This window comes from Rhizobium sp. CF122 (genome assembly GCF_000282035.1).
GTDB lineage: Bacteria > Pseudomonadota > Alphaproteobacteria > Rhizobiales > Rhizobiaceae > Rhizobium.
Genome location: NZ_AKKA01000071.1, coordinates 137,841 through 163,205, shown reverse-complemented (window position 1 = coordinate 163,205; position 25,365 = coordinate 137,841). Strand labels below are relative to the sequence as shown.

General features: G+C 58.4%; 27 protein-coding genes. 22 read left to right on the top strand and 5 right to left on the bottom strand.

Annotated elements, in window-relative coordinates:
• Positions 1-6 precede the first annotated feature (6 nt).
• The 5 genes from PMI09_RS14615 (at position 7) to PMI09_RS14600 (ending at position 4,974) form a co-directional block, all read left to right on the top strand.
• On the top strand, positions 7-1,932 hold the full coding sequence (locus tag PMI09_RS14615; protein ID WP_007795240.1) for a hybrid sensor histidine kinase/response regulator: 1,926 nt from the start codon (positions 7-9) through the stop codon (positions 1,930-1,932).
• A gap of 92 nt (positions 1,933-2,024) precedes the next feature.
• Positions 2,025-2,168, top strand: a complete 144-nt coding sequence (locus PMI09_RS31370) for a hypothetical protein (RefSeq protein WP_157213376.1) — start codon at positions 2,025-2,027, stop codon at positions 2,166-2,168.
• Positions 2,169-2,335: 167 nt separating this feature from the next.
• Entirely contained in the window at positions 2,336-2,779 is a 444-nt protein-coding gene (locus PMI09_RS14610; protein ID WP_007795238.1) for a pseudoazurin, read from the top strand.
• A 57-nt stretch (positions 2,780-2,836) separates the two neighbouring features.
• Positions 2,837-3,364: a YcnI family protein gene (locus tag PMI09_RS14605; RefSeq protein ID WP_007795236.1), complete on the top strand. Its 528-nt coding sequence runs from the start codon at positions 2,837-2,839 to the stop codon at positions 3,362-3,364.
• 17 nt (positions 3,365-3,381) lie between these two features.
• Positions 3,382-4,974: a copper resistance CopC/CopD family protein gene (locus PMI09_RS14600; RefSeq protein ID WP_007795233.1), complete on the top strand. Its 1,593-nt coding sequence runs from the start codon at positions 3,382-3,384 to the stop codon at positions 4,972-4,974.
• A 161-nt stretch (positions 4,975-5,135) separates the two neighbouring features.
• On the opposite strand, the gene PMI09_RS14595 is transcribed toward PMI09_RS14600, so the two are convergent.
• Positions 5,136-5,627, bottom strand: coding sequence for a hypothetical protein (locus PMI09_RS14595; RefSeq protein ID WP_007795229.1), 492 nt, complete (start codon positions 5,625-5,627; stop codon positions 5,136-5,138).
• A gap of 1 nt (position 5,628) precedes the next feature.
• Positions 5,629-5,784, bottom strand: coding sequence for a hypothetical protein (locus PMI09_RS31745; protein WP_007795227.1), 156 nt, complete (start codon positions 5,782-5,784; stop codon positions 5,629-5,631).
• 97 nt (positions 5,785-5,881) lie between these two features.
• On the opposite strand from PMI09_RS31745, the gene PMI09_RS14590 reads away from it, so the two are divergent.
• The 6 genes from PMI09_RS14590 to PMI09_RS14565 all read left to right on the top strand — a co-directional run bounded on the left by PMI09_RS14590 (position 5,882) and on the right by PMI09_RS14565 (position 11,368).
• Entirely contained in the window at positions 5,882-6,430 is a 549-nt protein-coding gene (locus PMI09_RS14590) for a cytochrome c oxidase subunit 3 (protein WP_007795224.1), read from the top strand.
• Positions 6,427-6,723: a cytochrome C oxidase subunit IV family protein gene (locus PMI09_RS14585; RefSeq protein WP_007795219.1), complete on the top strand. Its 297-nt coding sequence runs from the start codon at positions 6,427-6,429 to the stop codon at positions 6,721-6,723. Before PMI09_RS14590 ends, PMI09_RS14585 begins: the two co-directional genes overlap by 4 nt.
• Before the next feature lie 101 nt (positions 6,724-6,824).
• A complete protein-coding gene (locus tag PMI09_RS14580; RefSeq protein WP_007795217.1) occupies positions 6,825-7,277 on the top strand; it encodes a c-type cytochrome in 453 nt (150 codons plus the stop codon).
• 19 nt (positions 7,278-7,296) lie between these two features.
• Complete coding sequence (locus PMI09_RS14575; protein WP_007795215.1) at positions 7,297-8,637, top strand: cbb3-type cytochrome c oxidase subunit I; 1,341 nt, start codon at positions 7,297-7,299, stop codon at positions 8,635-8,637.
• A gap of 24 nt (positions 8,638-8,661) precedes the next feature.
• Positions 8,662-9,474, top strand: coding sequence for a CbbQ/NirQ/NorQ/GpvN family protein (locus PMI09_RS14570; protein ID WP_007795213.1), 813 nt, complete (start codon positions 8,662-8,664; stop codon positions 9,472-9,474).
• A gap of 7 nt (positions 9,475-9,481) precedes the next feature.
• Positions 9,482-11,368, top strand: a complete 1,887-nt coding sequence (locus PMI09_RS14565) for a nitric oxide reductase activation protein NorD (RefSeq protein ID WP_007795210.1) — start codon at positions 9,482-9,484, stop codon at positions 11,366-11,368.
• A 230-nt stretch (positions 11,369-11,598) separates the two neighbouring features.
• Here PMI09_RS14565 and hemN read toward each other — a convergent pair whose 3' ends face one another.
• Positions 11,599-12,948, bottom strand: a complete 1,350-nt coding sequence (gene hemN, locus PMI09_RS14560) for an oxygen-independent coproporphyrinogen III oxidase (protein ID WP_007795207.1) — start codon at positions 12,946-12,948, stop codon at positions 11,599-11,601.
• Positions 12,949-13,162: 214 nt separating this feature from the next.
• Between hemN and PMI09_RS14555 the strand changes: the two genes are divergently transcribed.
• The 6 genes from PMI09_RS14555 (at position 13,163) to PMI09_RS14530 (ending at position 16,929) form a co-directional block, all read left to right on the top strand.
• Positions 13,163-13,447, top strand: a complete 285-nt coding sequence (locus tag PMI09_RS14555) for a DUF2249 domain-containing protein (RefSeq protein WP_007795204.1) — start codon at positions 13,163-13,165, stop codon at positions 13,445-13,447.
• A 615-nt stretch (positions 13,448-14,062) separates the two neighbouring features.
• On the top strand, positions 14,063-14,836 hold the full coding sequence (locus PMI09_RS32220) for a hypothetical protein (RefSeq protein ID WP_244423768.1): 774 nt from the start codon (positions 14,063-14,065) through the stop codon (positions 14,834-14,836).
• Positions 14,820-15,347 carry a DUF2249 domain-containing protein gene (locus PMI09_RS14545; RefSeq protein ID WP_007795197.1) on the top strand — a complete coding sequence of 176 codons (528 nt, stop codon included), beginning with the start codon at positions 14,820-14,822 and terminating at the stop codon, positions 15,345-15,347. Before PMI09_RS32220 ends, PMI09_RS14545 begins: the two co-directional genes overlap by 17 nt.
• Positions 15,334-15,630: a metal-sulfur cluster assembly factor gene (locus PMI09_RS14540; protein ID WP_007795194.1), complete on the top strand. Its 297-nt coding sequence runs from the start codon at positions 15,334-15,336 to the stop codon at positions 15,628-15,630. The genes PMI09_RS14545 and PMI09_RS14540 overlap by 14 nt, the downstream gene beginning before the upstream one ends.
• An 18-nt stretch (positions 15,631-15,648) precedes the next feature.
• The gene (locus PMI09_RS14535) at positions 15,649-15,927 is read left to right on the top strand and encodes a DUF6522 family protein (RefSeq protein ID WP_007795191.1); all 279 of its coding nucleotides are present in this window, start codon (positions 15,649-15,651) and stop codon (positions 15,925-15,927) included.
• Positions 15,928-16,455: 528 nt separating this feature from the next.
• Positions 16,456-16,929, top strand: a complete 474-nt coding sequence (locus tag PMI09_RS14530) for a hypothetical protein (RefSeq protein ID WP_007795189.1) — start codon at positions 16,456-16,458, stop codon at positions 16,927-16,929.
• A 570-nt stretch (positions 16,930-17,499) separates the two neighbouring features.
• Here PMI09_RS14530 and PMI09_RS14525 read toward each other — a convergent pair.
• On the bottom strand, positions 17,500-19,341 hold the full coding sequence (locus PMI09_RS14525; RefSeq protein WP_244423767.1) for a flagellin N-terminal helical domain-containing protein: 1,842 nt from the start codon (positions 19,339-19,341) through the stop codon (positions 17,500-17,502).
• A 404-nt stretch (positions 19,342-19,745) separates the two neighbouring features.
• Entirely contained in the window at positions 19,746-20,954 is a 1,209-nt protein-coding gene (locus PMI09_RS14520) for an NnrS family protein (protein WP_007795183.1), read from the bottom strand.
• Positions 20,955-21,155: 201 nt separating this feature from the next.
• Here PMI09_RS14520 and nirK point away from each other — a divergent pair, with 201 nt between their 5' ends.
• The 5 genes from nirK to PMI09_RS30395 all read left to right on the top strand — a co-directional run bounded on the left by nirK (position 21,156) and on the right by PMI09_RS30395 (position 25,291).
• On the top strand, positions 21,156-22,310 hold the full coding sequence (gene nirK / locus PMI09_RS14515; protein ID WP_007795180.1) for a copper-containing nitrite reductase: 1,155 nt from the start codon (positions 21,156-21,158) through the stop codon (positions 22,308-22,310).
• A 79-nt stretch (positions 22,311-22,389) separates the two neighbouring features.
• Entirely contained in the window at positions 22,390-23,352 is a 963-nt protein-coding gene (locus PMI09_RS14510) for an SUMF1/EgtB/PvdO family nonheme iron enzyme (protein WP_037083126.1), read from the top strand.
• Positions 23,342-24,037: a Crp/Fnr family transcriptional regulator gene (locus PMI09_RS14505; RefSeq protein ID WP_007795173.1), complete on the top strand. Its 696-nt coding sequence runs from the start codon at positions 23,342-23,344 to the stop codon at positions 24,035-24,037. Before PMI09_RS14510 ends, PMI09_RS14505 begins: the two co-directional genes overlap by 11 nt.
• A gap of 9 nt (positions 24,038-24,046) precedes the next feature.
• On the top strand, positions 24,047-24,463 hold the full coding sequence (locus tag PMI09_RS29750) for an RrF2 family transcriptional regulator (protein WP_007795170.1): 417 nt from the start codon (positions 24,047-24,049) through the stop codon (positions 24,461-24,463).
• Positions 24,464-24,934: 471 nt separating this feature from the next.
• Entirely contained in the window at positions 24,935-25,291 is a 357-nt protein-coding gene (locus PMI09_RS30395; protein WP_007795168.1) for a YbaN family protein, read from the top strand.
• Positions 25,292-25,365: the final 74 nt, after the last annotated feature.

Genomic DNA, 25,365 nt, shown 5'->3' with positions numbered 1-25,365 from the left:
TAAGCAATGCCGCATCGCCTCATATCGCCGCGTACTGCGTCGTCTCAGGAACTGGACGCTCTAGTGCACGTGCTCGATGGTGCGGACATCATCGTTCATCGCCTCGAGGGGGCCATCACACACTGGTCGATCGGCTGCGAGAACATGTATGGGTGGGCGCGAGAAGAGGCCGTCGGCGAAAACGTGTACGAGCTTCTGGCAACGCAGTTTCCAGAGCCTGTTGAAAATATCCATGCGCAGTTAAAATCTCGCGGCTTCTGGCAAGGCGAAATTATTCATCGCCACAAGAGTGGACACGACATTCATGTCGCAACCCGCTGTGTGCTGGTGAACCTGACCGATGGCGATCTGGCCGTCATTCAAACCAATAGCGACGTCAGTGCCCTCAGACGGGCCCAGGATGTGGTAAAGGCACGCGAGGCTCACTTGAGCTCGATCCTGGACACGGTTCCGGATGCCATGGTGGTGATCGACCATAGGGGCAACGTGCTTTCCTTTAGCAAGGCGGCCGAGACGCTCTTTGGCATGTCAGCCGAAGAGATTTGTGGCCGGAACGTCAGCAACTTGATGCCTAATCCTTACCGTGACGCTCACGATGGCTACATCGACCATTATCTGACGACGGGCGAAAAGCGGATTATCGGCTACGGCCGCGTTGTAACGGGCCAGCGAGCCGATGGATCCCAATTTCCGATGGAGCTTCACGTCGGCGAAACGACGGCAAACGGGGAGCGGATATTCACCGGCTTCCTGCGCGATCTCACCAGCCGCTTCAAGATTGAAGAGGATCTCCGTCAATCCCAAAAGATGGAGGCGGTCGGTCAGCTGACCGGCGGAATCGCCCACGACTTCAACAATCTCCTTACCGTCATCAGCGGCAACCTGGAAATGATTGAGGACAAGCTCCCGCCAGGCCAGCTTAGAGATATCTTGAGGGAAGCCCAGGACGCCGCGGCTGACGGCGCGAAATTGACCGGACAGTTGCTCGCCTTTGGGCGGCGTCAGCCTTTGAATCCGAAGCCTGCGGATCTTGGACAGCTTCTGACCGGCTTCTCGGATCTTCTAAGGAGAACCCTCGGGGAAAACATCAAGTTGTCGACCGTGATCTCCGGGTCGGGTCTGAACGTCCTCGTGGACAGTTCGCAGCTTCAGAACGCAATTTTGAACATCGCGTTGAATGCTCGAGACGCCATGCCGAAGGGCGGAAGTCTTACGACCGAAATTTCGTGCGTGCACCTCGATGCCGACTACGCCAAGATGTATCCGGAGGTACGCAGCGGCAATTTCGTCCTCATCTCGATGACCGATACCGGTACCGGCATGTCCGAGGAGGTTAAAAAGCGCGCGATAGAACCATTCTTCACGACGAAAGGAGTGGGCGCGGGAACCGGCCTCGGCCTCAGCATGGTCTATGGCTTCGTGAAACAGTCCGGTGGTCACCTCCAACTTTACAGCGAGTCTGGACGAGGAACCACGATCCGCATCTATCTGCCCGCCATGAGCAGATCCGGATCGCAGGAGGGTAGTCAGGCGTCGGAACTCGTTGAAAGTCCCCTTCCCCGAGGGAGCGAACTTGTCCTGGTTGTCGAAGACGATCCGCGCGTTCGCCGTGTCGCCGTCGCAAGATTGTCCTCCATGGGATACTTGGTTCTGGAAGCGGAAAACGGGCGCCGCGCTTTGGAAGTCCTGCAGGCCAACGACAACATTGCTTTGCTGTTCACCGACATCGTGATGCCCGGCGGAATGACCGGCGACGAACTCGCCCGCGAAGCGCGAGAACTTCGTCCTGAAATGGCTGTCCTCTTCACGTCCGGATATTCAGAGCCCGGCTTGGCCGGAAAGGACGGCGTTCCTGGTGCTCAGTGGCTGCGCAAGCCCTACACGGCGCGAGACCTGGCGTCGAAAATACGAGAACTCCTCGATGTCAGTTGATGCTGACAACCTGACATTGCGCGCAATCCGTCCTGACCGCGACGTCGTCCTTGCGGAGCAACGGTAGAAGCCTCCCCGATACCCTGCTGGACATGCCACAGGTTTGCCGAGATCACCACGCCGGCACGTCGCGCCAGGTGACGGTGGACAACTGGGAGGGCCTTGTCGTCTCCAACGAGGTCAACGTCCTTATGGAGGTCATCCTTTCACAACGCTCTTCCGACGGGCTGCAGTAATCACCGGCGGCTGGCGCAGGCCGTGATGTGGCGGCGGAGCGCGAAGGAAATCCTTCCGTCATCGACAGGTTCTCTCTTAGTTTGACGAGCGTCAAAGATCGTCTGCACGGCATATCTTACAAGCGTTCTCGAGGCCAAGACGACCTCGACGAACAGGAGAAATGCAAATGCGTTTGAAGTACGGTCTGATTGCTGCGACGGCAGCCTTGATTGCTTCGGCAGCGCCGCTCATGGCTGCTGACCACCAGGTTCAGATGCTCAACAAGGGCACCGCCGGTGCAATGGTATTCGAACCCAGCTTCGTAAAGATCGCTCCCGGCGATACGATCACTTTCCTTCCAACCGACAAGAGCCACAACGTCGAGACCTTCAAGGGTCTCATCCCGGATGGCGCGCCCGAATTCAAGTCCAAGCCCAGCGAACAGTACCAGGCCAAGTTTGACGTTCCCGGCGCCTACGTCATCAAATGCACGCCCCATGCTGGCATGGGTATGGTCGCCCTGATCCAAGTCGGCGACGCGCCTGCCAATCTCGAAGCGATCAAGGCCGCCAAGGTGCCGAACATGGTTCGCAAGCGCCTGGACACCGACCTCGCGCAGGTGACCCAGTAACCAAGCTGGTGCGGGTGGCGCTTAAGTGTGCGCCATCCCGCACGATGGAGAAATCTTATGATCAAGCAAGTCTCACTGGCTGTCGTGGCAGGGTTTTTCGCCGCAGGCGCAGCCCATGCCCACGCAACGCTGGAGCAAAGCCAGGGCATTTCCGGCAAGGGCTACAAGGCGGTCGTCCGCATCGGACACGGTTGCGCAGGCAAGCCAACGATCAAGGTGCGGGTCAAGGTTCCCGAAGGTCTTTTGTCCGCCAAGCCGATGCCCAAGCAGGGTTGGGCAATCGAGAAGGTCAAGGCGCCCTACGAAAAGAGCTACGATCTATACGGCAAGCCGGTCAAGGAAGGCGTGAGCGAGATCGTGTGGAGCGGCGGTAGCCTGGCTGACGACGAGTACGACGAATTCGTCTTCCGCGGCACGGTTGCGAAGGAACTCCCGCTTGGGACGCGGATCTATGTCCCGATTGTCCAGGAATGCACCGACGGGGCTTCGCAACGATGGATCGAGATTCCCGCTGCCGGTAAGACATCCGAGGACTACGAGAACCCCGCGCCTTATTTCGACGTGATCGAGCAACCCCGCTCATAGCATGCGAGTAGTCGCCCATGCGCTCAAAGGCTCTCAACTGGGCGACGTCGCTCCTTCAACCAGCAGCGTTTCTGCTAATGTTTGCACCGGGCATGCTCCTGCCGGCTATCGCACATGCCCACGCAGTCCTCGTCAGTTCGTCACCGGCCAGCAATGAGACCCTTGCGAACGCCGGCGGGGCTGTGCGGCTTCAGTTTAACGAGCCTGTGAGGGTCATTCGGGCCGCCTCCAGAGACGCGGGTGGGGTCAGTCAGAACCTGACTGCGGACACGTCCGGAGCGACCGTAACGCTTTATCTTCAAGATCCGATCGAGCATGGCTCCGTGATCGTCAGCTATCGCGTCGAGTCCGAAGACGGACACCCCATCGGTGGGTCGCTTGTATTTCACGTCGGCGCGCCCTCCTCCTCTACGACGGCCATGCCTCAGAGCGCTACTTCCACCCTGGCGGTCGCGATATGGACGGTGCACACCGTGTCTATCCTTTATCTGGCGATCGTCGTCGGCGGAGCGTTGTTCAACCGTTGGCTCGATCCCGGCCGCGTCGCACCGGTTCGGACGGTCGCCGCGGTCGTTCCTGGCGCCGTTCTGCTTCTGACAGGACTATATCTGCAGGGCCTCGACGAGTTGGGCGTCGGCCTAGTGTATGCCGGACTTGAGCCCCTGGCGACAGCCGCTAAGGGCAACGGCATGATTGCTGCCGTGCTTGCTTTGCTGTCGATCGTGTCGGCTTCACTCCCGATCCCGTCCAACCGTCGAGCCGCTCGCGGGGTGGCCGTGCTTGCGATGTGCATCGCTTCAGCCGCCTTTGCCTTCACGGGGCACTGCAACGTCGTCGAGCCCCGCTGGCTTGCCAGGCTATGCATAATGCTTCACGGCGCGGCCTTGATGTTCTGGATTGGAAGCCTGCTTCCGCTTTGGAGGTCCAGCAAGACCCGCTTCAACCAGCGACCGCTTCTCGATTTCTCGCGTGCCGTTCCCTTGCCATTCGGCCTCATGCTGGTGGCCGGCGCAACGCTCGCGTTCATTGAACTTCCGGAAATCTCGCAGCTTTTTTCCTCCCTCTATGGTCGGATACTGGTTTTCAAAGTGGGTCTTGTCACTGCCTTGTGCGTTCTGGCCAGCTACAACCGGTTTTACCTTACCAAGCCGGCGTTGGCGGGAAATCAGGGGGCCAGAGTCCGGCTGCGCCGGAGCATAGCTTGCGAAATGGTGTTGGCGATTGCGATCGTGGGCGCGGCGTCGCTTTGGCGCTTTGCTGGACCGGCTGCGTCGACAGTCGAGCAGCCAAGGCTCTCAGTTCATCTACATTCTGCGAAAGTCATGGCTCAGCTTGAGCTTTCTCCGCAGCCTCCTGGCAAGGCGAATGCACGGGTCGTCGTGATGGGTCCCGACTTTGGATCACTCGAGCCGCGCTCGGTATCCCTTCGCCTTATGAATCCGGACGCTGGGGTGGAACCGATCAAGTACCCTCTCGCGAAGTCGCCAGAAGGCGGCTGGAAGGCAGACGTATTGTCGGTAAGTGACCCAAGGGGATGGAAGGTGGATGTTGAAGTCTTGATAGACGACTTCACGTCCGCGCACCTTGAGGGGAGCTTGCTCACTCAGTAGCAGGCGCTACGCAGAGAATTTTTAAGGACATCCATCGGTTCGGGCGGCGGTGTTTCCGACACTGGGCAGCAAGCCAGATACAGGGGAGTTCCGACTGAGCCAGCCTGAGAGCCAACTCCGCGTCGGACGCTAAGCTTCCGGCAAGCTCTCTCGAGAGGCAATCATGCCGCCTTGGTCGCTACGATGCTGGTTACTGGGCCACTGCCACCAGTCGCCATCGCCTTTTTGATCAAACCCATAATCTCCCGCTCTGAGCGAATATGTCGGCGCATCGAGCCGAAGAACGAGCGGAGCTGATATCCAACTGCATCCCAGGAGAGCGTGCATCTTCCCCCTTGCAGCGAATGAAGCGTTTCGACGACTTCCTGGGCTGCGTCATAGTCGAGGAGCCTGCTGGCGCGCCGACGCTGGTCCGCTTCCGAGAACTCTTCGTCGTTCATGATCAGCCCAAGGCCGGTGCAGAGAAGTCGTTCCTCAAGCTGATGGCTTGTGGCCAGGAGCGGGACAAGCCCGACCGTTATGGTCTCGCAAAGTCGCTCGTCGACATGGCAAGGAAGAAAGTCCGCGATCGCTTCGAGAAGATCGCACCACGAGATGAGCTGCCCATAGCAGGCCTCGAGATCAGAGAAGATGTTCGATGTCATATCCTTCATTTCACCTCTGCAGGAACAGGCTTGCGGCGATCGCGATCGCGGCGATGACGGCCGACACGACGCCCGTTCGCTGCAGCACGCCCATGCGGTAGAGGGCAATCGCAAACAGAACGATCACCGGGGTCGCTATCGAGAGTCCTATCTGTGCGTCTGTCATTAGCTTCTCCTTTGCGGCGACCATAGACGCGATGATTGGCAGCATCTTTGCGATCGATCAAAGACTGGTCGCCGCGAGGCAAATAGCTTCTCACGCCATGGCGGCGATCACTTCGACTGAAAAAGACGACTACGCGGGTGAAGGATCGGACGACGATCTGCTGACCTGGATCTTGGCGTGGAGTGAACTTGTCGCGTTCGGCGCGCTGCTTGCGGCATTCGTCGTAGCGTCATGGCTGCAGCCCGGAGAATTTGCAGCCGGCAAAGCCCGGCTCCATCCAGTTCTGCCGGTTCTCAATACGATCGTTCTGCTCGTGAGTGGCTGGTCGGCCGCTGCTGCGGCTGTGCAGACGGGTGTGCGACAACGCCGCGGACTCTCGGCAGCGGCTGTAGGTGGCCTCTTATTCTTCGCCCTCAAGATCTACGAATACTGGCTGGAAGGTGCAACGCTCGTTTCGAGCGACGTGTTTGCGCAGCTTTACATCCTGCTTACCGGCTTTCACCTGGCCCACGTCGTCTTCGGGTCGCTGGTGCTCCTCGTCGTTGCCAAGTTTCCTTCCCGTCAGAATGTCCACCTGATCACGACCCTCTGGCACGTGATCGACATCGTCTGGCTGGTGATGTTTCCGGCGGTTTATTTGCTATGAACGTTACAAGAGGACTTTCGGCCAACCCACAGCGTGCGCTGTTCTACCTGATCATCCTAACGATCAGCATTCTGGCCGTGATGGTACTCCTTCCGAACACGTCCGCGAAGCCGGCTGCACCGATCGTGGCAGCAGCGCTTGCACTCCTAAAAGTGCGTCTCGTCGTGCTCGACTTCCTCGGCCTCCGATCGAGGGGCGCGCGTACCAGGAGGGCGCTAGTCGCTTGGGCGGCGGTCGTGCTGGCAATCGCCTTGGTGAAGGTCATCGCATTCTCGGCTGTCTTTGCGAATTGACAAAGACCCGTCCGCTCATTTCAGCCATCAAGGTCATCGCGAGCCCTTGGCTCGGTTTCCGACGTCGCGGCGTATCCGCCACTGACATGAGAGGATAATCGATGGCTGAACGCCTAACAAAAACCGCGGCCCGAAACGTGTTTTACGGCGGGTCGGCATTCTTTTTCGCTATTTTCGTGGGTCTCACCGCTCATAGCCACTATTACATCCGAACCGTCTCAACCGACGAGGCGACCCTTACGGAGAGCGTCGCAAGAGGCAAGCACATCTGGGAGAAGAACTCCTGTATCAACTGCCACACGCTGGACGGTGAAGGTGCCTACTTCGCGCCCGAGCTTTCGAACGTGTGGATTCGCTGGGGCGGAGACAAGGATCCCGCCAACGCGCGCGAAGCGCTGCACGCCTGGATGGCGGCCCAGCCTTCCGGCATCGAGGGCCGGAGGCAGATGCCACAGTTCAACCTGACCGACCAAGAAGTGAACGATCTTGCCGACTTCCTCGAATGGGTCAGCAAGATGAAGACACAGAATTGGCCGCCGAACCAGGCGGGTTGACAGGCGAGAGGATCAAGCAATGAAGTACAAGACTCAAAGTGTGGCCATGCTCTATTTTTATGGAGCACTCGGCCTTTTCATGGCGCAGCTCCTATTCGGCGTGCTGGCGGGCACGATCTACGTGCTGCCGAACACCCTTTCCGTCGAGCTACCATTCAATATCGTTCGCATGATCCACACGAACGCGCTGATCGTTTGGCTGCTCATGGGCTTCATGGGCACCACCTACTTCCTACTTCCGGAAGAGTGCGAGACGGAGCTCTACAGCCCGAAGCTCGCCATCGCCCAGTTCTGGATCTTCCTTGTGGCCGCAGCGGTCGCCGTCGTCGGCTACCTGTTCCACATTCACGAAGGTCGCGAGTTCCTTGAACAGCCGTTTGCGATCAAGGTCGGAATTGTCATCGTCGCATTGATGTTCCTGTTCAACGTCACGATGACGGCCCTCAAGGGACGCAAGACGACGATCACGAACATTCTGCTGTTCGGCCTCTGGGGCGTCGCAATCTTCTTCCTGTTCGCCTTCTACAATCCGATCAATCTGGCACTGGACAAGATGTACTGGTGGTACGTGGTCCATCTGTGGGTCGAGGGCGTCTGGGAACTGATCATGGCCTCTGTTCTGGCGTTCCTGATGATCAAACTCAACGGCATCGATCGCGAGGTCGTCGAAAAATGGCTCTATGTCATCATTGGCCTGGCGCTCTTCTCCGGCATCCTCGGTACCGGCCACCACTACTACTGGATTGGCGCACCGGGATACTGGCAGTGGATCGGTTCGCTCTTCTCGACACTCGAAGTCGCCCCGTTCTTCACGATGGTCGTCTTCACCTTCGTCATGACCTGGCGGGCCGGACGCAAGCATGAAAACAAGGCTGCGCTCCTGTGGTCGATCGGCTGCTCGGTCATGGCCTTCTTCGGAGCGGGTGTCTGGGGCTTTCTCCATACGCTGTCGTCGGTGAACTACTACACCCACGGCACGCAGGTAACCGCGGCGCATGGCCACCTCGCCTTCTTCGGCGCCTACGTGATGCTCAACCTTGCTGCGATGTCTTACGCGATACCGCAGATCAAGGGCCGCGCTCCCTACAACCAGTGGCTTTCGATCAGCAGCTTCTGGATCATGTGCGGGGCAATGTCGGTCATGACGTTTGCGCTCACCTTCGCCGGCATCATCCAGGTCCACCTGCAAAGAGTGCTCGGTGAATCCTACATGGACGTCCAGGACCAGCTCAGCATGTTCTACTGGGTCAGGCTGGGTTCCGGGATCTTCGTCTTTGTCAGCGCCCTCATGTTCATCTGGTCGGTACTCGTCCCCGGACGGGCCCGTGCAACCAACGCAGTAGCCCAGCCCGCCGAATAGGCGGGCTCCTTCTGGAGATCAGAAATGACCATAGCTCTCAAATCCCCGCTCAATCCGAACGCTGAGATCCCGCACTACACCAGCCAGGGCAATGAATGCGTGCTTTTCGAAAGCGCATGGACACGGCAACTGCCTGTGCTCCTGAAAGGACCAACAGGCTGCGGAAAGACCAGATTTGTCCACCACATGGCGGCACGTCTGGGTCTTCCGGTTTCGACGGTATCCTGCCACGACGATCTGACCGCAGCCGATCTGACTGGACGCTATTTGCTGAAGGGCGGCGAAACCGTGTGGGTGGACGGGCCGTTGACAAGGGCGGTTAGGAACGGTGGACTTTGCTATCTCGACGAAATCGTCGAGGCTCGCAAAGATGTCGCGGTGGTTCTCCACCCGTTGACGGACGATCGGCGAATCCTTCCGCTCGAAAGGACTGGCGAACTTCTTGAAGCCCAGCCGGGCTTCATGGTCGTCGTTTCCTACAACCCCGGCTACCAGAACCTCATGAAGGCGCTGAAGCCTAGCACCAGGCAGCGGTTCGTTTCCATCGAGTTCGATTTCCTTCCACGGGATCAGGAGATCGTTACCGTTTCACTCGAGAGCGGGCTAGCGGAAGGCAAGGTGGCTCCGCTCGTGGACCTTGCACGCCGTCTGCGGGTCCTGAAGGGGCAGGATCTGGAGGAAGGTGTTTCCACGCGCCTCCTTATCTACTGCGCGACGCTCATCGATGCCGGACTGCCGCCTGCCGACGCGGTGCGAGCCGCAATCATCGAGCCGCTCACCGACGAGCCGGATGTGAAGGCCGCCCTGGTGGAGATTGCCAAAGCGACGTTTGGATAGGTGAGACATGCTGGAATTTCTGGAACTCGAGGAGACGGTCGGACGAGCGTGGCACCGGTTCGTCGGTGACACCAGCTCCTGGCCGCGTCACCCGGCGCATGCCGTGCATTTGGCCGAGATCAAGTCTCAACTCGCCGTCTGCTTTCGAGCATTCGGCGGCGAGTCGACCATGCAGATCCAGAAAGCGCGGCAGAAGACGTCCCTACATCGGCTGCGCTTGCGCCAAGTTGTCGGACTTGGCGAGGAGCGGAGCGACCATCCGACATGGGACGGCTCCGCCATTCACCTCCCGGCGGTCATAGACATGTTCGAGGACGCGTCCTTGAACCGGGAGCTTTACTTCTGGCTTGCTGGCTACATCGCGGTCGCCCCGATTTCGGAACCGCGGACGATCGACCCTGCGCTTGCTGACATCGCTCGAATTGAAGCCGGTCGGACAAATTCCGCTCGCCTCGTCGAGATCTTTCCCGGCATGGGAGAGCGATACGCCCGGCTGAGCCACGCATTGCTTGCGTGCCGGACGCGCGGCAAGCTGCCAAGCGTGGAGAGGCAGATCGAGGAATTCGTCAGAACCGCGCTCATCTTTCCTCTGCAGCACCCCTTGCCCGACGCCTCGCGACCGTTGATACGGGTGGCGCCTGCGGGATATCTTCCGATGCTGCCTCTTCCGATCTGGCCGGACTACGTCGGCAGGTCGGAGTGTGACCCATCGCATCGTGACGATCTTCCGTCGGATGGAAACGACGGCAACGCAAACAGACCGTCGCACGAAGCCAGGCGAAAGAAAGATGCCGGCGATCGGAATCGGGATCCGTTCATCTTGAATCGCTTTGAAAAGATCCTTGCGATGGCAGAGATGGTCAACGTCGACCGACCCACGGACGACCGGGAGGATGAAGATGCCGCTGCCGCCGAGGAGCTTGACGAAATCGCTCTAAGCGAGACGAAGGAGCGGCCGAAGTCGAAGTTCCACTTCGATTTGGACCTTTCTCCCGAAGCCTTCGATCCATCGCGGATAAAGGCCGAACTGACCTATCCGGAATGGAATTTTCGAAAGCGAGAATACTTGCCGGATCATTGCCGGGTCGTACTTGGGATCGCATCGGAATCGGATGAAAGGCCGATCACCAGCGATCAGGCGATTATTCGGAAGGTGAAGCGTCAGTTTGAAACACTGCGGCCGAAGCGTGAAATTCGAAGAGCACAGTTGGATGGCAGCGAGCTCGACGTCGAAGCGGTCGTCCGCTCGCGCGTGGACCTGGTCGCAACCGGACAACCCGACGACCGCATCTACGAATGCGCCCGCCCCGCGGCACATGAGTTGGCAACGGCGATCTTGGTCGACGTTTCGTTGTCGACCGACTCGTGGGTAGACAACCGAAGAGTTCTCGACGTTGAAATTCAGGCGCTGGACGTATTGGCGCGTGGTCTCGACGCCTGCGGCGATAGGTTCGCCATCGACACGTTCACGTCGCGTCGTCGCGATTGGATACGGATAGACACAGTCAAGGGCTTCGGTGAGAGGTTTTCGCCGAACGTCGCAAGGCGCATCGCCAATTTGAAGCCCGGCTACTATACCCGCATGGGAGCGGCCATCCGTCACGCCTCGAAGCAGCTCGAGGATCAAGGTGCGAGAAAGAGATTGCTGCTGATCCTGACCGATGGAAAGCCGAATGACGTTGACCACTACGAAGGCCGGTTCGCCCTTGAAGACTGCCGCCGCGCCGTGATGGATGCCCGCGGCCGCGGCCAAGCACTATTTGCGGTCACCGTCGACCGTAATGCGGGCGACTACCTTCCGGCCATCTTCGGTCGAGCCGGGTTCGCTCTGGTTTCGGACATCGAAAAGCTTCCGAGCGCCCTTCCGGCGATCTACCGCAACCTGACAACCTAGCGATGCGCCAGGCCCGACCAGCGACGCAGGACTTCGTCCGGCGTTGGCCCAGCGATAGCGTGCAGGGATTTTGCCTGAGCTGACACCGGCAAGCGTTTGACGCGGCATGTAGGGCTGGATGGGAGGTTCTGGCGGCCGCATGCCCGAAAGGACTTGTTGTCTGCCACGACTTTTCGTGCAACCACGCAAGAAGGGCACAGTTCAGCGCCCACCGCAAACATTGCCGATCACTACGCAGCCTTGCTGTGGGTCCTCCCCAACGATCCGAAGTAGGCGTCGAAGGCCGCAGCGACCGCGCGGACCATGAAACGTGCGTCCTGCGATACCGTGACCCGGCCGTCGACGATGGTCGCTACTCCGTCGGTCACGAGTTCCTGAAGTCTCTCGTTTCCTTCCAGCAGGAAGCGGACGTCATAGCCAGCCTGTTCGCTGAGCTTGGGCAGATCGACTTCGAAGTCACACATGAGCCTTTCGATGACCCTCGCACGAAGTTTGTCTTCATCGGTGAGGAGATATCCTTTCGCCGTGGGAAGGGTTCCTGACGAAACCATCTCGGCATACCTGCCGATAGCCACATGGTTCTGGTAGTACCCGGACGGCAGACGTCCGATCGCAGACGCGCCGAGACCGATCAGGGTATCGCACTCGTCGGTCGTATAACCTTGGAAGTTCCTCCGAAGCGAGCCAGAGCGGCAAGCGATTGAAAGCTGATCGTCGGGCAATGCAAAATGGTCGAGGCCGATCCGGACGTAACCCGCCGCGACAAGCTCTTGCGCAATCGCCTCGGCCTGCTCGTTGCGTTGGCGGGCGTCCGGAAGCGCAGAGTCCTCGATCAAGCGCTGGTGCTTTTTAAAGGCAGGCACGTGCGCGTATCCGAAGACCGCGAAGCGTTCGGGTCTTAGCTCCGTCGCCAGCCTGACGGTCGCTACGCAGGATTCGACCGTCTGGTGCGGGAGGCCGTAGATCAGGTCGAAGTTGATGCTCGACGCGCCGTAAGCGCGCAGGCCGGCAACCGCCGCCTGCGTTTGCCCAAACGTCTGGATTCGGTTGATCGCCCGCTGGACCACCGGATCGAAACTCTGGACGCCCAAGCTGGCGCGATCCACGCCGTTCTCTCCCAATGCCTCGATCATCAACGGGGAGAGGGTCCGCGGATCGATTTCGACGGCAAGGCTGGCATCGTCCTCGAACCGAAACGCGCTTCGAAGCTTTCGCATGAGCGCGGTAAATTCTTCTGGCTTCATGATCGTGGGCGTGCCGCCACCAAAATGAACGTTCTTCACCCGGAGAGAATTTCCTGCGGCAAAGGAGACGATCTCGATCTCCTGGTTCATCACATCCAGGTATTCGAGAACAGGGGCATCCTGCCGCGTTATCGTCGTGTGACAGCCGCAGTACCAACACATGGAGCGGCAGAATGGAACATGAAGATAGAGGGAAGCCGGTCCCGATTCCGCAGCGGTAGCGAGGCCTTTCGCATACTCGGCGGGCCCAACCGCTGCTGAAAAGGCGGGCGCCGTTGGATAGCTGGTATAGCGCGGGAGCCGGGCTTCGCCGTACTTTGCGACCAAATCTGACATCGTGGCATCCTTCATAAAAGTCATGATGTCTTATGATGGCGATCGGCTCTGCGTTCCTTGTCCTAGATCAATAAGCACTGGCTCCGCGAAATCTCCGATATTTGTCCGTCGTCAAAGTCTGTCCCTTCAATGGCGCATATCGTTGGCTTCTGACATGTGGCGAGCCGCGGCCCTGTCAGTGGTCAAGCCTGCGGCGATAAGGAACCAAGCCAGAATGACTGATGTGCAAACTCCCTCTGCTGAAGCTCCGCATATAGACGTACGGACGCTTCCACACGCCCAGCGCCATATGCAGATATTTGGCACGCTCGGTTCCCTGACCCCCGGCGGCACCCTGTTCATCACCAGCGACCACGAGCCCCGTCCCCTTCACTATCAGCTTGAGACCGCGTTCCCTGGCAAATTCTCCTGGGAGTACCTGGAGCAGGGTCCCGAAGTCTGGCGCGTTGAGATCACACGCCTTGATGCGGGCTGCGACTGCTGCTGCGGCAGCCACTAGGAGTGGAGAAGCGCGATGATGCCCGTGGGCACTTCACTGTCGCGTTGGACAATGGCGTATTTCGGCGCGGGTTTATTTTTTCTGCTCTTCGCCGAAGTCCTGCTTGCGGCGGGAGCTTGGACGCCATCGTCAGACGTCGCGGAGCCCCACGCTCTCATCGTCGTGCACTCTGTCACTATAGGTTGGCTCGGTCTTCTGATGATAGGAGCGCTGCTGCAGTTTGCGCCTGTCATGACGGGTCTGAGCCTTCCGACCGATCGACTCGACGCGCCAACCCTTGCGGGTCTGGTCGCGGGATTGGGTCTTTTGCTGTTCGGGTTTCATTCAATCGACGCGGGATCGAGCGCCGCGGGACCAACGATGGTCGCGGCGTCGCTCACGCTCGGGGCTTCCATCCTGTCAATCGGGCTCGTTCTTTTCGCCGTTCTCTGGCGCGGCAGAGCGGCTCATGCCGCCTCGCCACTCGTCCTTATTGCTATCGCATGCCTGATTGCGACAGCGGCGCTTGGATCGCTTTTCGCTGTAACTATCTCCGGCGTCGTGGATGCGGGGGCTGTCATCGAGTTCGTGACGAACGCGGTGCCATTTCACGCAGGCTTTGGGCTACTCGGGTGGATGACCTTCGCCGCGATCGGGGTGAGCTACAAGTTGCTGCCAATGTTCCTGCTGTCGGACGATATGAAACGGTCGCCCTTCATCCGTCTAACCGGATCGGCCGGTATGTCGATGCTGGCGATCGCCACGTTCTGCGCCATGTTCGATCCTGCCTTGGGACGCACCATCTTTTTGATGGGCGGGCTGGTCTTCCAGTTCACGATCGCCGCATATTTGGTGGAGTTGTTCAGGACTTATCGCTCGCGGCGTCGCAAGACGCTGGAGCTCAACACGTCGGGATCCTTACCCGCGTTCGCCCTGCTGGCGGTCTCAGGTCCGATGCTGGTGCTCGCTCTTGTATTCCATGCGGGATCAGAGATCGTGACCGCTGCAGCTTACCTGTTCGTCTTTGGCTGGCTTTCCGGTCTGGGCCTGGCGCAACTTTTGAAGATTGTTCCCTTCCTGACTTGGATCGAGGCATTCGGACCCCTTTTAGGTCGCAGGCCGACGCCACGTCTGGGGGATCTGATAGTTGGAAGCCGCGCTGCCGTGTGGCTTGGAATGTTCTACTTCGCCGTCGTTACCGCGGCCGCGGCGATCGCCGGCGGATCCGACTGGGGCTTTCACGTCGCCGTCATACTCCAAACTTTGGCCACGGCAGCCCTTGCCGTCGAGCTCCTGCTTGCACGCGCGCTTGCAAACGTGGAGGCAGCCACCAAAAGAGCGCCATTTCAACAGCCGGCGCTATTCTTCGCCGCTAACCACAGAGGAAACGCCAATGGTTCAGCTTCGTGAACTCGATGTTCGACAGATACTGCGTGATGGCGGGATGCCCTTCCAGCTCATAATGGATACGTTTGCCTCCCTCGATCCGGGCGAAGGAGTGCGACTACACGCGATTTTCGAACCGGTCCCGCTCATCCGGCAACTTGAACAGCGGGGCTTTGCGCATGTGACCAGGCGTCTTGCCGACGACGACTGGGAGATCGAGTTCGTTCCGCGTGAAGTTCTACAGGACGTGCAACCCGCAGCCGCGGCGTCGGAGGCGATCTGGCCGGACCCGACCTGGAACCTCGACCTGACCGAACTTCCGCCACCTGAACCGATGGAGCGAATTCTGTCGAGGCTTGAGACCATGAGCACCGGCGAGGTTCTTTTCGCGCTTCTGAACAGGGAGCCCGTTTTCCTGTTCAACCAACTGAAGGAACGCGGGCACGAATGGATTGGAAATTTCGATGAGACGGGAAAGGTGTACCGGATCATGATCCGGGCCACACCCCTGGATGCGGCCGATGTGCGGGCCTAGCCTCACTCGTGACGCCGTCCTTGATGCGCTTCGAGAAATCGAAGATCCCGAGGTCGCAACCTCGATCGTCGACCTCGGGCTGATCTACGACATCTCGATTTCAGAGGACGGCTTCGTTATCGTGGAAATGACAACAACCACCCGCTTCTGTCCTGCTTCCGGTTTTCTCACCGAGGCGGTAAAGATCCGGCTGGAGGCGTTGGAGCAGGTAAGCAAGGCACAAGTCCGGCTTGTCTACGACCCGCCTTGGTCGCCTGACATGGCGCAGTTGTTTTCATTCTAGTCCCATGGAGCGGCAGGCATGACCATCAAGGGCCAAGTTGATCTCGACGAACTGACTGTCGATGCATCCTATCTGGCGGGCCGGTTTGGACTGTCGCTGGCAGCCTTTCGACGTTACATGGCGCAGGGTCTCGTTCGTAGCAGGGTCGAAATCGGTCAGGAAGCGGACATCGGAAAGACACGCCTGACAGTTCGCCTCGGAAATCGAGTATGGATCGCGGTCTTGGCGGCAGATGGCAGCGTTGTGAGCGAAGAAACCAGAATTGCGGCGTCGGCTCCTCCTCGCCCAGCCACGTAGACGATTTTGCGGATTCCTAAGAAACACTCAGCCAGGCCCACCCTGGTTGAGCAGACTGGTAGAGCAAGCTGCTTTGTGGGCTCTGCATCAGCAGATTCGACGGAAGCGCAACGATGCGGCTGCAAGGGGGCGGCATTTGTGATCACCCGCACAACAGCTAGTGGATCCCGTAATTTCCATTGCCAACCACCTGAATTGCATCAAAATGCGGCAGCAGCGTTCAAGGGCCGTACACATGCAAATCAATGAAAGTCCCTTATTCTCGGCTCTTGAAGAGCGTTCTCTCCATCCAAGGCAAGCCGACGGGCTCCTACGAAGATCCAACAATATCACCGGGCGGCGGCAGGCGGTCAGAACCTGGTGTTCCGCTTAAAGGCTGGTACGTCCTAGAAATCAAAGAGGCGGCAACTTGGAAGTGGTTTGATCGCCACGAATGATTGAGTAAGAAGATTAAATGAGATCGGTCTCGAACCAGCCTTGCCCGTCATCGGTGCCTGCTTTAGCTCATGAAACAAATGGAACCCGCCGATGATCTTCATGATAGTCGCGGTCGCGATCTTGTTAGTTTCTTTCTTCCTGTTTCCCCGCCCCACGTTGATTGCGCTGATTGCGGTCATTTTTGTCGGCGCTGGCGTCGGGGTTTATGTTTACTTCCAGCAATCCGACCGCAACAACTCCGCGAGCTTGGTTGTTGGCACGAGCACCGGCACCCAAGGCTGCCTCGACCCTGCCAAGCCAGTTTTCGTTCAGTTGTTCAACGGCTCCGACCAGTATGTCAACGTAGTACGCTTCCGATTGGTCGCGAAGCGCCCAGGCTTCAGCATTGAAGCTTACTCCGACTATCTCAGCAGCTACAAGATCATTGAGCCGCATGGCGTTTACGGGACATGCTGGGCGCTCAATCAGTATAGAGGCTTGGAGACCTTGCCAGACAAACCTTCGCCCAAGGATTTCGAATGGAACGTGGACATCTCATCAGTAGATTTCGCTGAGGATGAGTAGGTGTCGGTCCATTTGTGAATTCTTCAGCCCCGCCGTTGACTACGCCCTTGTTCTTCCCTCGGCGTGCTTCGATATCAGGCGACCGCTTAGTCCCGAGTTCGTTACCAGTGTTTTTCAAAAGGCATGACACTGGACGCCATCGCCAATGCCCGCTGGCGTTGCTGCACTCCTTGCCACGCTGACCGCTTGGCCACCACTACACCTGCGGCATTGCCTATGGAGGCCCATCTAAACCGGTACGCTGGAGCAGACACTGTCGCTAGGAACTGCGCCGCCTGCGGTGGATACGGGCTCGATCGCCGCAATGCGATCGGACGCTGAGCATAACTTGGCAAGGGCGCAAGCGTTGGGCGCAAAAGAAAGTGCGATCTCGCGACATTTCTCGCAGCAACAAAGCTGGCCTGAGCCACGCGTCGCAGATTTCGTCGGCGACTAACCGGACACTTAAAAACGCTATCCGGCACTTACCTTGAGCTAGGAAGCGGCCACGAGGAAAGAGAAGCGTTGGCGTACTGCCCGTGCTAACCATGGCCGCTTGTATCCTGCAACGTGCTCCATCCTGCTATCTTGCTATTGAAACAGCTGCAGCACGCTCTTCGGAGAGCCATTCCCAATCGAAAGGGATTGCAACGCGAGTTGCTGCTGAGTCTGCAACGCAGCCAGCCGCGATGACTCTTCTTCCATATCGGCGTCAACCAAGCGACCGACTCCTGTATTGAGGTTGGCCGCGAGCCCATGTGCGAAGGTGGCTTGGATATCGATGCGCTTTTGAAGGGAACCTAGAACGCTGGCCGCAGACACAACGTCGGAGAACACTAGGTCCGTATAGCTCAAGTAGACGTCCAGCATCTGCGGATTGGCGACGATATCGATCTCCATGAAGTCGAGATCAGAAATTGGCTCGATACTGACCGATATATTAGTGAAGCCGATGTATGATTTCGTTCCTGAGAGGCGATCAACATTGTTGTCTGACCGGATGGAAATGCCGTTGCCGCCCGTCTCTTCGATGATCACATCAGGCCAATCGGCTGACACGAGGCTTTTGAGCAGCGTTACCATCTCCGTTGGCGTCTCCACCTTGCCCGTGTCCTTTCCCAGAAGATTGTTCACGTAGGCCCGATTGAAGGAGTAGCTCGTCGGGGCCTGCCCGTTCACGTTGAAGCTGAAGGAGACCTCGACTCCATCGAGGTTGTCGCCATCCTTGTAAACCTCGAAGGGTACAAAAGTGATCGGCAGTTCCGACCCGCGCGTGCCGAACGCCGAGGCATTGCCTATCCCACCCGATCCGACCGTGCTGCTGAAGTTGCTGATCTCAACGTAGGAGCCATCAAGACCAGACGTCTCGTCAGTCCATATGGCGATTTTATCGGGGTCGGCGATCCATGTTTTCATCGCCGCATCCCACTTGGGTACCGTGCGAGCCGTTGCCTGTGCGCCTGACGCATCGAGTGCAATATTCAGGACTGCGATGTACTGCTGAAACGTCGATATCTTGCCATTCAGGGCTGGGTTGTAGGCGTCGACGGTCGCTCTCGTAATCTCGACGGGCGGATAGGTCGCGCCGGTGTTATGCGGCGGCGGCACCTCAGCTGGATTGTCTTTGTCGACCGTTACGTTGAAGGAAATTTTATCTGAAGCCCCGAACGTGAGCGGTCCGGAAAATGTATATTCAATGGCTGCGGAAGTACCAAGGGAGCTGTTGACTTCGCTCATCCAGATTTCGCCATCGTTGTCCATGAACGTGTCGAAGTCTCTTATTCCTCCAAGGGTCTTTAGTTTACGGGTATCGGCCTCCAAGAGTCCCCCGCCCGTGCTGTTGAAGAGTGCTATTTCGGCGAGATGGGCCGTGGTGGTCTTTACGGAAACATTACCGGAGGCATCGCGGACAAATGCGGACACTACTGTTTCGACGTCGAGATCGCTATCGTTGATATCTTCTACGTTGGAGCTGAGCCAGTTCTCACCATTGAAACTCGCAGAATGCGCGATGCCCCAAACCGTTTGCTTCAATTGATCCAGGTCGGCCTGAACCTTGGTTTTATCGACGCCAGCTTCCGTCGCTGTCACCAGCTTCGCCTTAAATTCTGCGAGGACATCCGTCACCGCCGTCATTCCCGCGTAAGCGGTGTCTACCTTCGCCGCGCCCGTTCCCAAAGCATCAGAAACCGCAGAAACCGCCTTAAGGTCTGACCCCATTGTGGTTGCGATCGCCCAGTAAGCCGCATTGTCCGAAGCACCATCGATGCGAAGTCCCGAGGACACCCGCCTCTGGGTTCCTTGCATGTCTGAGTTGATTTTACGCAGCGCTTGGAGCGCAATCGACGCTGAACCATTCGTTAAAATTGAGGTCATCGTAACCAAGAAAATAAAACTGGTGATTGGATAGCAAGACGAGATTTGCCGCGTCATGCAGCTTCTAGCTGCGAGGCTAGGCCAGGTATGGTTAACGAGTCATTTCTGGCGTGTAGGAAATCTGATGATGCCTCACAACTATAACGTGGAAACCTCCCATGCAGAGGGTCAAGTCTTCGACTTCCGATCTGGAATGACGTAAACTGAGGACGGCTCATGCTCATTATTTTCGGCCGCCTGCCTGGCAGTGGACGGCTCCATAATAGCCAGAACGGCGTCTCCTTCGGAGTCGACTGAATTTCGGTCAACCTGTCGCTCGCCTTTGTAGGCAAGCAAAAAAGGGGGCAGGAGCGTCGCCGTTGGCTTAGTCGCGCAACGCGTCCCTCATCTCACTCTCCCTTGCTAGGACACTTTTAGCATCAACTCGTGAACGCAGTTTGCGAGGGTGTGGGCAGAACGCGTCACCTGCTCACCAAGGGCTTCCTCTCACGGCACAGGAACGGAGCATGCTCATGCGCAAACATGCAGAAGGCGACCGTCCAGCCAATCGCGGACGCCATCAATATTTCGGAGCTGAACGAAGGTATCAGCTCTGCGCTCGGCCGGAGAAGCGCGACGGCGGCCAATATGACGTACGAGTAGTTGGTCAGCCGGCTGGACTTTACCTTTCGGCCGGTATGGCCGCGGGTGGCCCTCGTCATGACTGCCAGCATCATCAAGGAAATTGCCCCAATGGCGAAGACATGCAGGACCGCGACCTGAGGCATTCCCAATGTTCCGAGAGCGACAGCCGCAAAGCCGATTGGTACGAACAAGTAGGCGCCATGGAGCACGAACAGTATCGGCTCCGGCCAAACGTTCCAGCCACGCCAGCGATAGAGCCGGATCCCGTTCATGGCGGCAGCGATCGCTGCGCACAGACCGGTAATCAGCGCTTCAGGGGCTATGGCCCAGGCTGCTAGCGCGACGGCGCCCATGATGATAGAGGCGGCGTCGTAGTGGTTATAGGGAACAGGAAACTCGGTGCGACCGAACTGATTCAGCCAATTGCGCGTAAAACTCGGAAGGATTCTTCCGCCAACGATCGTCACGAGCAGCACATAGGCTCCAAGGCCGAGACGGATCGGGAGTTCGGGGCTCTGTCCTGCGACCACCTGAACATGAAAGAGCACGTTCGCGATCGACAGAACCACGAGACCCGCAATGACTTTCAAGTCCTTCCACTTCTTGCCCGCCACGACCTCGCGGGTGCATAGAACCAACATCGCCGGAAGAAAGAGGCTGTCGACAGCGACAGCAGGCATCACTCCGCTCGACGAGCTCAGGAGCATGGCAATTCTGCCCGCGCACCAGACAGCGAAGAGCATCGCGAGAGGACGTCCCGCGATTGGCAGTCTGCCCGTCCAGTTGGGGATCGCCGTCAGGAGGAAGCCGGCAAGAATTGCCGGCGCAAAACCAAAAATCATCTCATGGGCGTGCCAGTACAGAGTGCCATACTCGGTTGCGACGGGAATTCCAAAGCTAAGGAAGGCGGCCCAGAGATCGATGCTGACGATGGCCCATAATGCCGACGCCAGAAAGAAGGGGCGGAAGCCGTAAGAGAAGAGCACGAGCCCTGAGCGCGACATTCCACGCGGAACGCGCTCGTCCTTGGCCATTGTTTTCTGCATGATCAGTGTCTCCGGATTGATCACACAGCAATGCTCGGTTTCAAGACAGCAGTCGTTGAGATTACGCAAAGAAGACTTTTGGAACTTTGCGCTGCCACAAATTGCCAGTTTGCGCCAAATCAAAGAGTTCAGCGAGGTTTCTACTACTTTCCAACTCGACCGGGCGGCGTTCGCTCCGTCTTCGACTTCAGGAGAGTGGAAATGACCAACAATATGCAAATGACCCGGCGCACGATGCTGACCGGCGCTGCTGTCGCCGGAGCACTGACGCCAATCATCGTAGCCAGCAATGTCGCGAACGCAGACGATGCGCATTCGACGCAAGCGCTCAAGTCGAGCAAGAAGCCGGCTGTCGATCTGTCGAAGCTCCCTCGCGAGAAGGTTGAGCTTGTGAAGCCGCCGTTCGTCCATGCCCATGACCAGAAGGCGAAGGGCGGCCCCAAAATCAAGGAATTCACCCTCACCATCCAGGAAAAGAAAATGGTGCTGGACAAGGAAGGGACCGAAGTCAATGCAATGACGTTCGACGGTTCGGTGCCGGGCCCGTTGATGGTTGTTCACCAGGACGACTACGTCGAGCTAACGCTCGTAAATCCTGAGACCAACACCATGCAGCACAACATCGACTTCCACGCGGCCACGGGCGCGCTTGGCGGCGGCGCACTGACGGTCGTCAACCCTGGCGAGAGCACGGTTCTCCGCTTCAAGGCGACAAAGGCGGGCGTCTTTGTCTACCACTGCGCACCTCCCGGAATGGTGCCGTGGCATGTCACCTCGGGCATGAACGGCGCGATCATGGTGCTGCCGCGCGAAGGCCTCACCGATGGCCATGGGAAGCCGGTCGTCTACGACAAGGTCTACTACGTCGGGGAGCAGGACTTCTACGTTCCGCGGGACGCGAACGGCATGTTCAAGAAGTACGACAGCCCCGGCGAGGCGTATGAAGATACGGTCGCGGTCATGAAAACCCTGACCCCGACCCACATCGTCTTCAATGGCGCCGTTGGTGCGTTGACCGGCGACAAGGCAATGACCGCCAAGGTCGGCGAAACGGTCCTGATCATCCATTCGCAGGCCAATCGTGACACCCGTCCGCATCTTATCGGTGGCCACGGCGAGTACGTATGGGCGACAGGCAAGTTCCAGAACGTTCCGGACATCGACCAGGAAACCTGGTTCATACCGGGCGGCACGGCAGGCGCTGCGGTATACACCTTCGCTCAGCCGGGTATCTACGCCTACGTGAACCACAACCTCATCGAGGCTTTCGAATTGGGAGCGGCTGCCCACTTCAAGGTCACGGGCGACTGGAACGATGACCTCATGACTTCGGTCAGGGCGCCATCGGCAAGTTGACCTGGCGGCGGGGAGGTGCGCGGGCTGGGGGTAGCCTGCGCACCATCTTTTATAGAGAGGCGCTACGTGCGTAAAAGCCATGGCTCGGAACGCTGCGACTGAAGCGGTTTCAGGCATATCCATCGCGGTTCCCCTTGTACTCCTTGCGATCCTTTCAGGAGCGGTCGCAGTGGAGTCTGGATTCGTTTTCATGAGGGAGCCAGGAGCGACCGTCGCCTCGCCCGAGTTGCTGACCGTCGCGCCTCGAACCTTCGCCTATCGCGACGCCACAGAGTATTTCCGAAACGGCCTGGCGATTGACGCTCCCAAGCGCGAGATCGCCGTCAGGTCGTCGCTGGACATCATGAAGTTTCAGACCACGCTCGGTGAATATAACCGCTGCGTGGACGACGGTGTTTGCTCGCCAGCCGAAGGAGGGGATAGCCTGTCGCGAGAAGTCATCCCGGTGACGGGTGTCAGCTACGACGATGCTGTCCGCTATGCAGCGTGGCTTTCGGAGCGCACAGGTGAAAATTGGCGGCTGCCAACGGATTTCGAGCTTGCCTATGCCGCGGCCGACCGCTTTCCCGACGATGCGCTCGGCATCGACATCGACGACAAGAACCCCGCGACACGATGGCTTGCCGATTACGAGCGCGAGGCGCGCCGGGCTGCGTCGACCGATCCCCGGCCGCAAGCCAAGGGCTCGTTTGGTGTAAGCGAGACAGGGCTGGTGGACTTCGGTGGGAACGTGTGGGAATGGACGTCGACTTGCAACAGACGCGTCGATCTCGGTAGCCGAGCCAAGTCCGAGGAACCGGACCCGCGGACCTGCGGCATCATGATTGCTTCCGGCAGGCATCGCTCGCCCATGAGCAGCTTCGTCCGAAATCCAAAGGGTGGCGGATGCACGGTCGGAAGTCCTCCCGATAACCTCGGCTTCCGCTTGATCCGCAGACAATCCTTCTTTGAGAGCGTCAGAGACTTCGCGCGTAAAACCGCAGCGGACACCTTTGGCTTGTTTGTAAGCGCCCCAATGAATCGGAGCCATGATGAAGGTTGATCGCACCATTTTAAAATCGTTGCCGCTCTTCGAGCGGATGACGGATCCCGACCTCGACTCGATGCTTGAGCATGCCGTTCCACGTCGTGTCGCCCAAGGCGATGCGGTCTTCGAACAAGGCGCTCCAGCGCGATCGTTCTTTCTGCTGTTGCACGGCCGATTGAAGGTCACCCAGGTCACCCAGGACGGACAACAGATCATCGTCCGGATGGTTCATCCGGGCGATCTGTTTGGTTTCGCCATGGCACTTCGCCGATCGGACTATCCTGGGACGGCGTTGGCCGCGGCCGAGAGCCTGATCCTTGGTTGGCCGACAGACATGTGGTCGCGCTTCGTCGAGCAGAACCCACGCCTTGCTGTCACGGCGATGCAAACGATCGGACAACGGCTCGAGGAGGCGCATACCCGAATCCGCGAGATGTCGACCGAGGAAGTGGAAAAACGCGTAGCCCACGCAGTCCTCAGGCTCTCCAAGCAGGCAGGACGCCCGGTCGCCGCAGGTATTCGCATCGACTTTCCGATATCGAGACAGGACATCGCCGAGATGACCGGCACCACCCTCCACACGGTGTCACGAATTCTCAGTGCGTGGGAGAGCAAGGGGATCGTGGAAGGCGGTCGTCAGAAACTCACGATATGTGATCCTCAACGCCTTCTTAATCTCGCGGACGGCGCGCGTGACTGAAGTGTTGTCATGACGATTTTGCTCGACAACGGACTCCGCCTGCCTTTGCTTGCCGCCTCCAATCCAGGTCGGCTGATCACTATCGAGGAGGCGTCGACGACGTTCGAGGCGTCGCATGCGCATTTTGCGAAGGCGGCCAACAGGCTGGTTCGCAGTGCGTTTCTTGAGAGCTTGCGAGGTAGAAACGGCGGATTGAGGCTCGCCCGCTCGCCGGAACAGATCTGCCTTGGTGAGGTCGTCGCCGCCATGACCCACTCGACTTGCGACAACCTCTTCGAGAACGACGTTCTGCGGGGCTGGAGATGCGTCAGGGCCGGTGCAAGGGCAGCCTATATGCGTCATCTCCAGGAGCGCAGTCTGGCGGATCTGTTGGGAGATCCGGTGTTTAGCCTTGAGAGCAAGGTCACAGAGCTTCAGGCGCTGTAAGATCGTATCAGTCGGCCTTCAATGCAGTCGGCTCTGCCTTCGCGCCTTCCACGACTCGATGTCGTCAGCAGAAACTCGAATTGCCGGAAACGGATCTGTCGAAGCTAGCGGGATTTTTCGATGAAGCGATCTCGCAAATCGCGCCAAGACCTTGTTGAAGTCTTGTTTCGTCGGCGCGAGGAGGCTCGAAAGCTTGTGAAGCGCTTCGCGGGTCCACGACGACCACGCGATGAGCGCCTTGATGTTCCATGACAACGATGCCGCTCTGTCCTGATGACTTTAGGAAGGCTGTGATGAATCTGGGGAGCATGACAGTATCCTCAAAAGATTGCCCGCAGGCGTTATCTCGAACAGATCGTCCGACGCTGCAAAGATAAGGGATGGTGCTGGAAAGACTTTGATAGACATCAAAGACCGCGTACCTAGGCTGTGCTAAGGAGCTGTTCGATCGACTTCTTGGAGGATTGAGACATGCGAGGCGCCCTTATCGTAGTTGCGTGGGCTTCCGTTGTATTGGGTTGTGTCGGTGTCTTTCTGCCATTCCTGCCGACAACCCCATTCCTCCTGCTGTCAGCGAGCATTTTCGCTCGCACATCACCTCGATTCGAAACGTGGCTCCTGTCCCATCCGACATGGGGCAAGCCAATAGAGGCCTGGCGTCGCAATCGCGCCATTCCTCTCAAGGGTAAGCTCGCAGCAATCACATCCATGGGATTGAGCTTTGGAATTGTACTTTGGGTAGCGGCACCCAGTCTCTTGGTGACATCTGTCCTGGGATCGGTGGTGATGTCGTGCGCTCTCTTCGTAGTCACGCGGCCATCGGCATAACACTACGCAGCCAGTTGCCTGCAACGTGGGCCTTTGGTGCGGATCGATTTCGACGTTCTGAAAGCGATTACCTT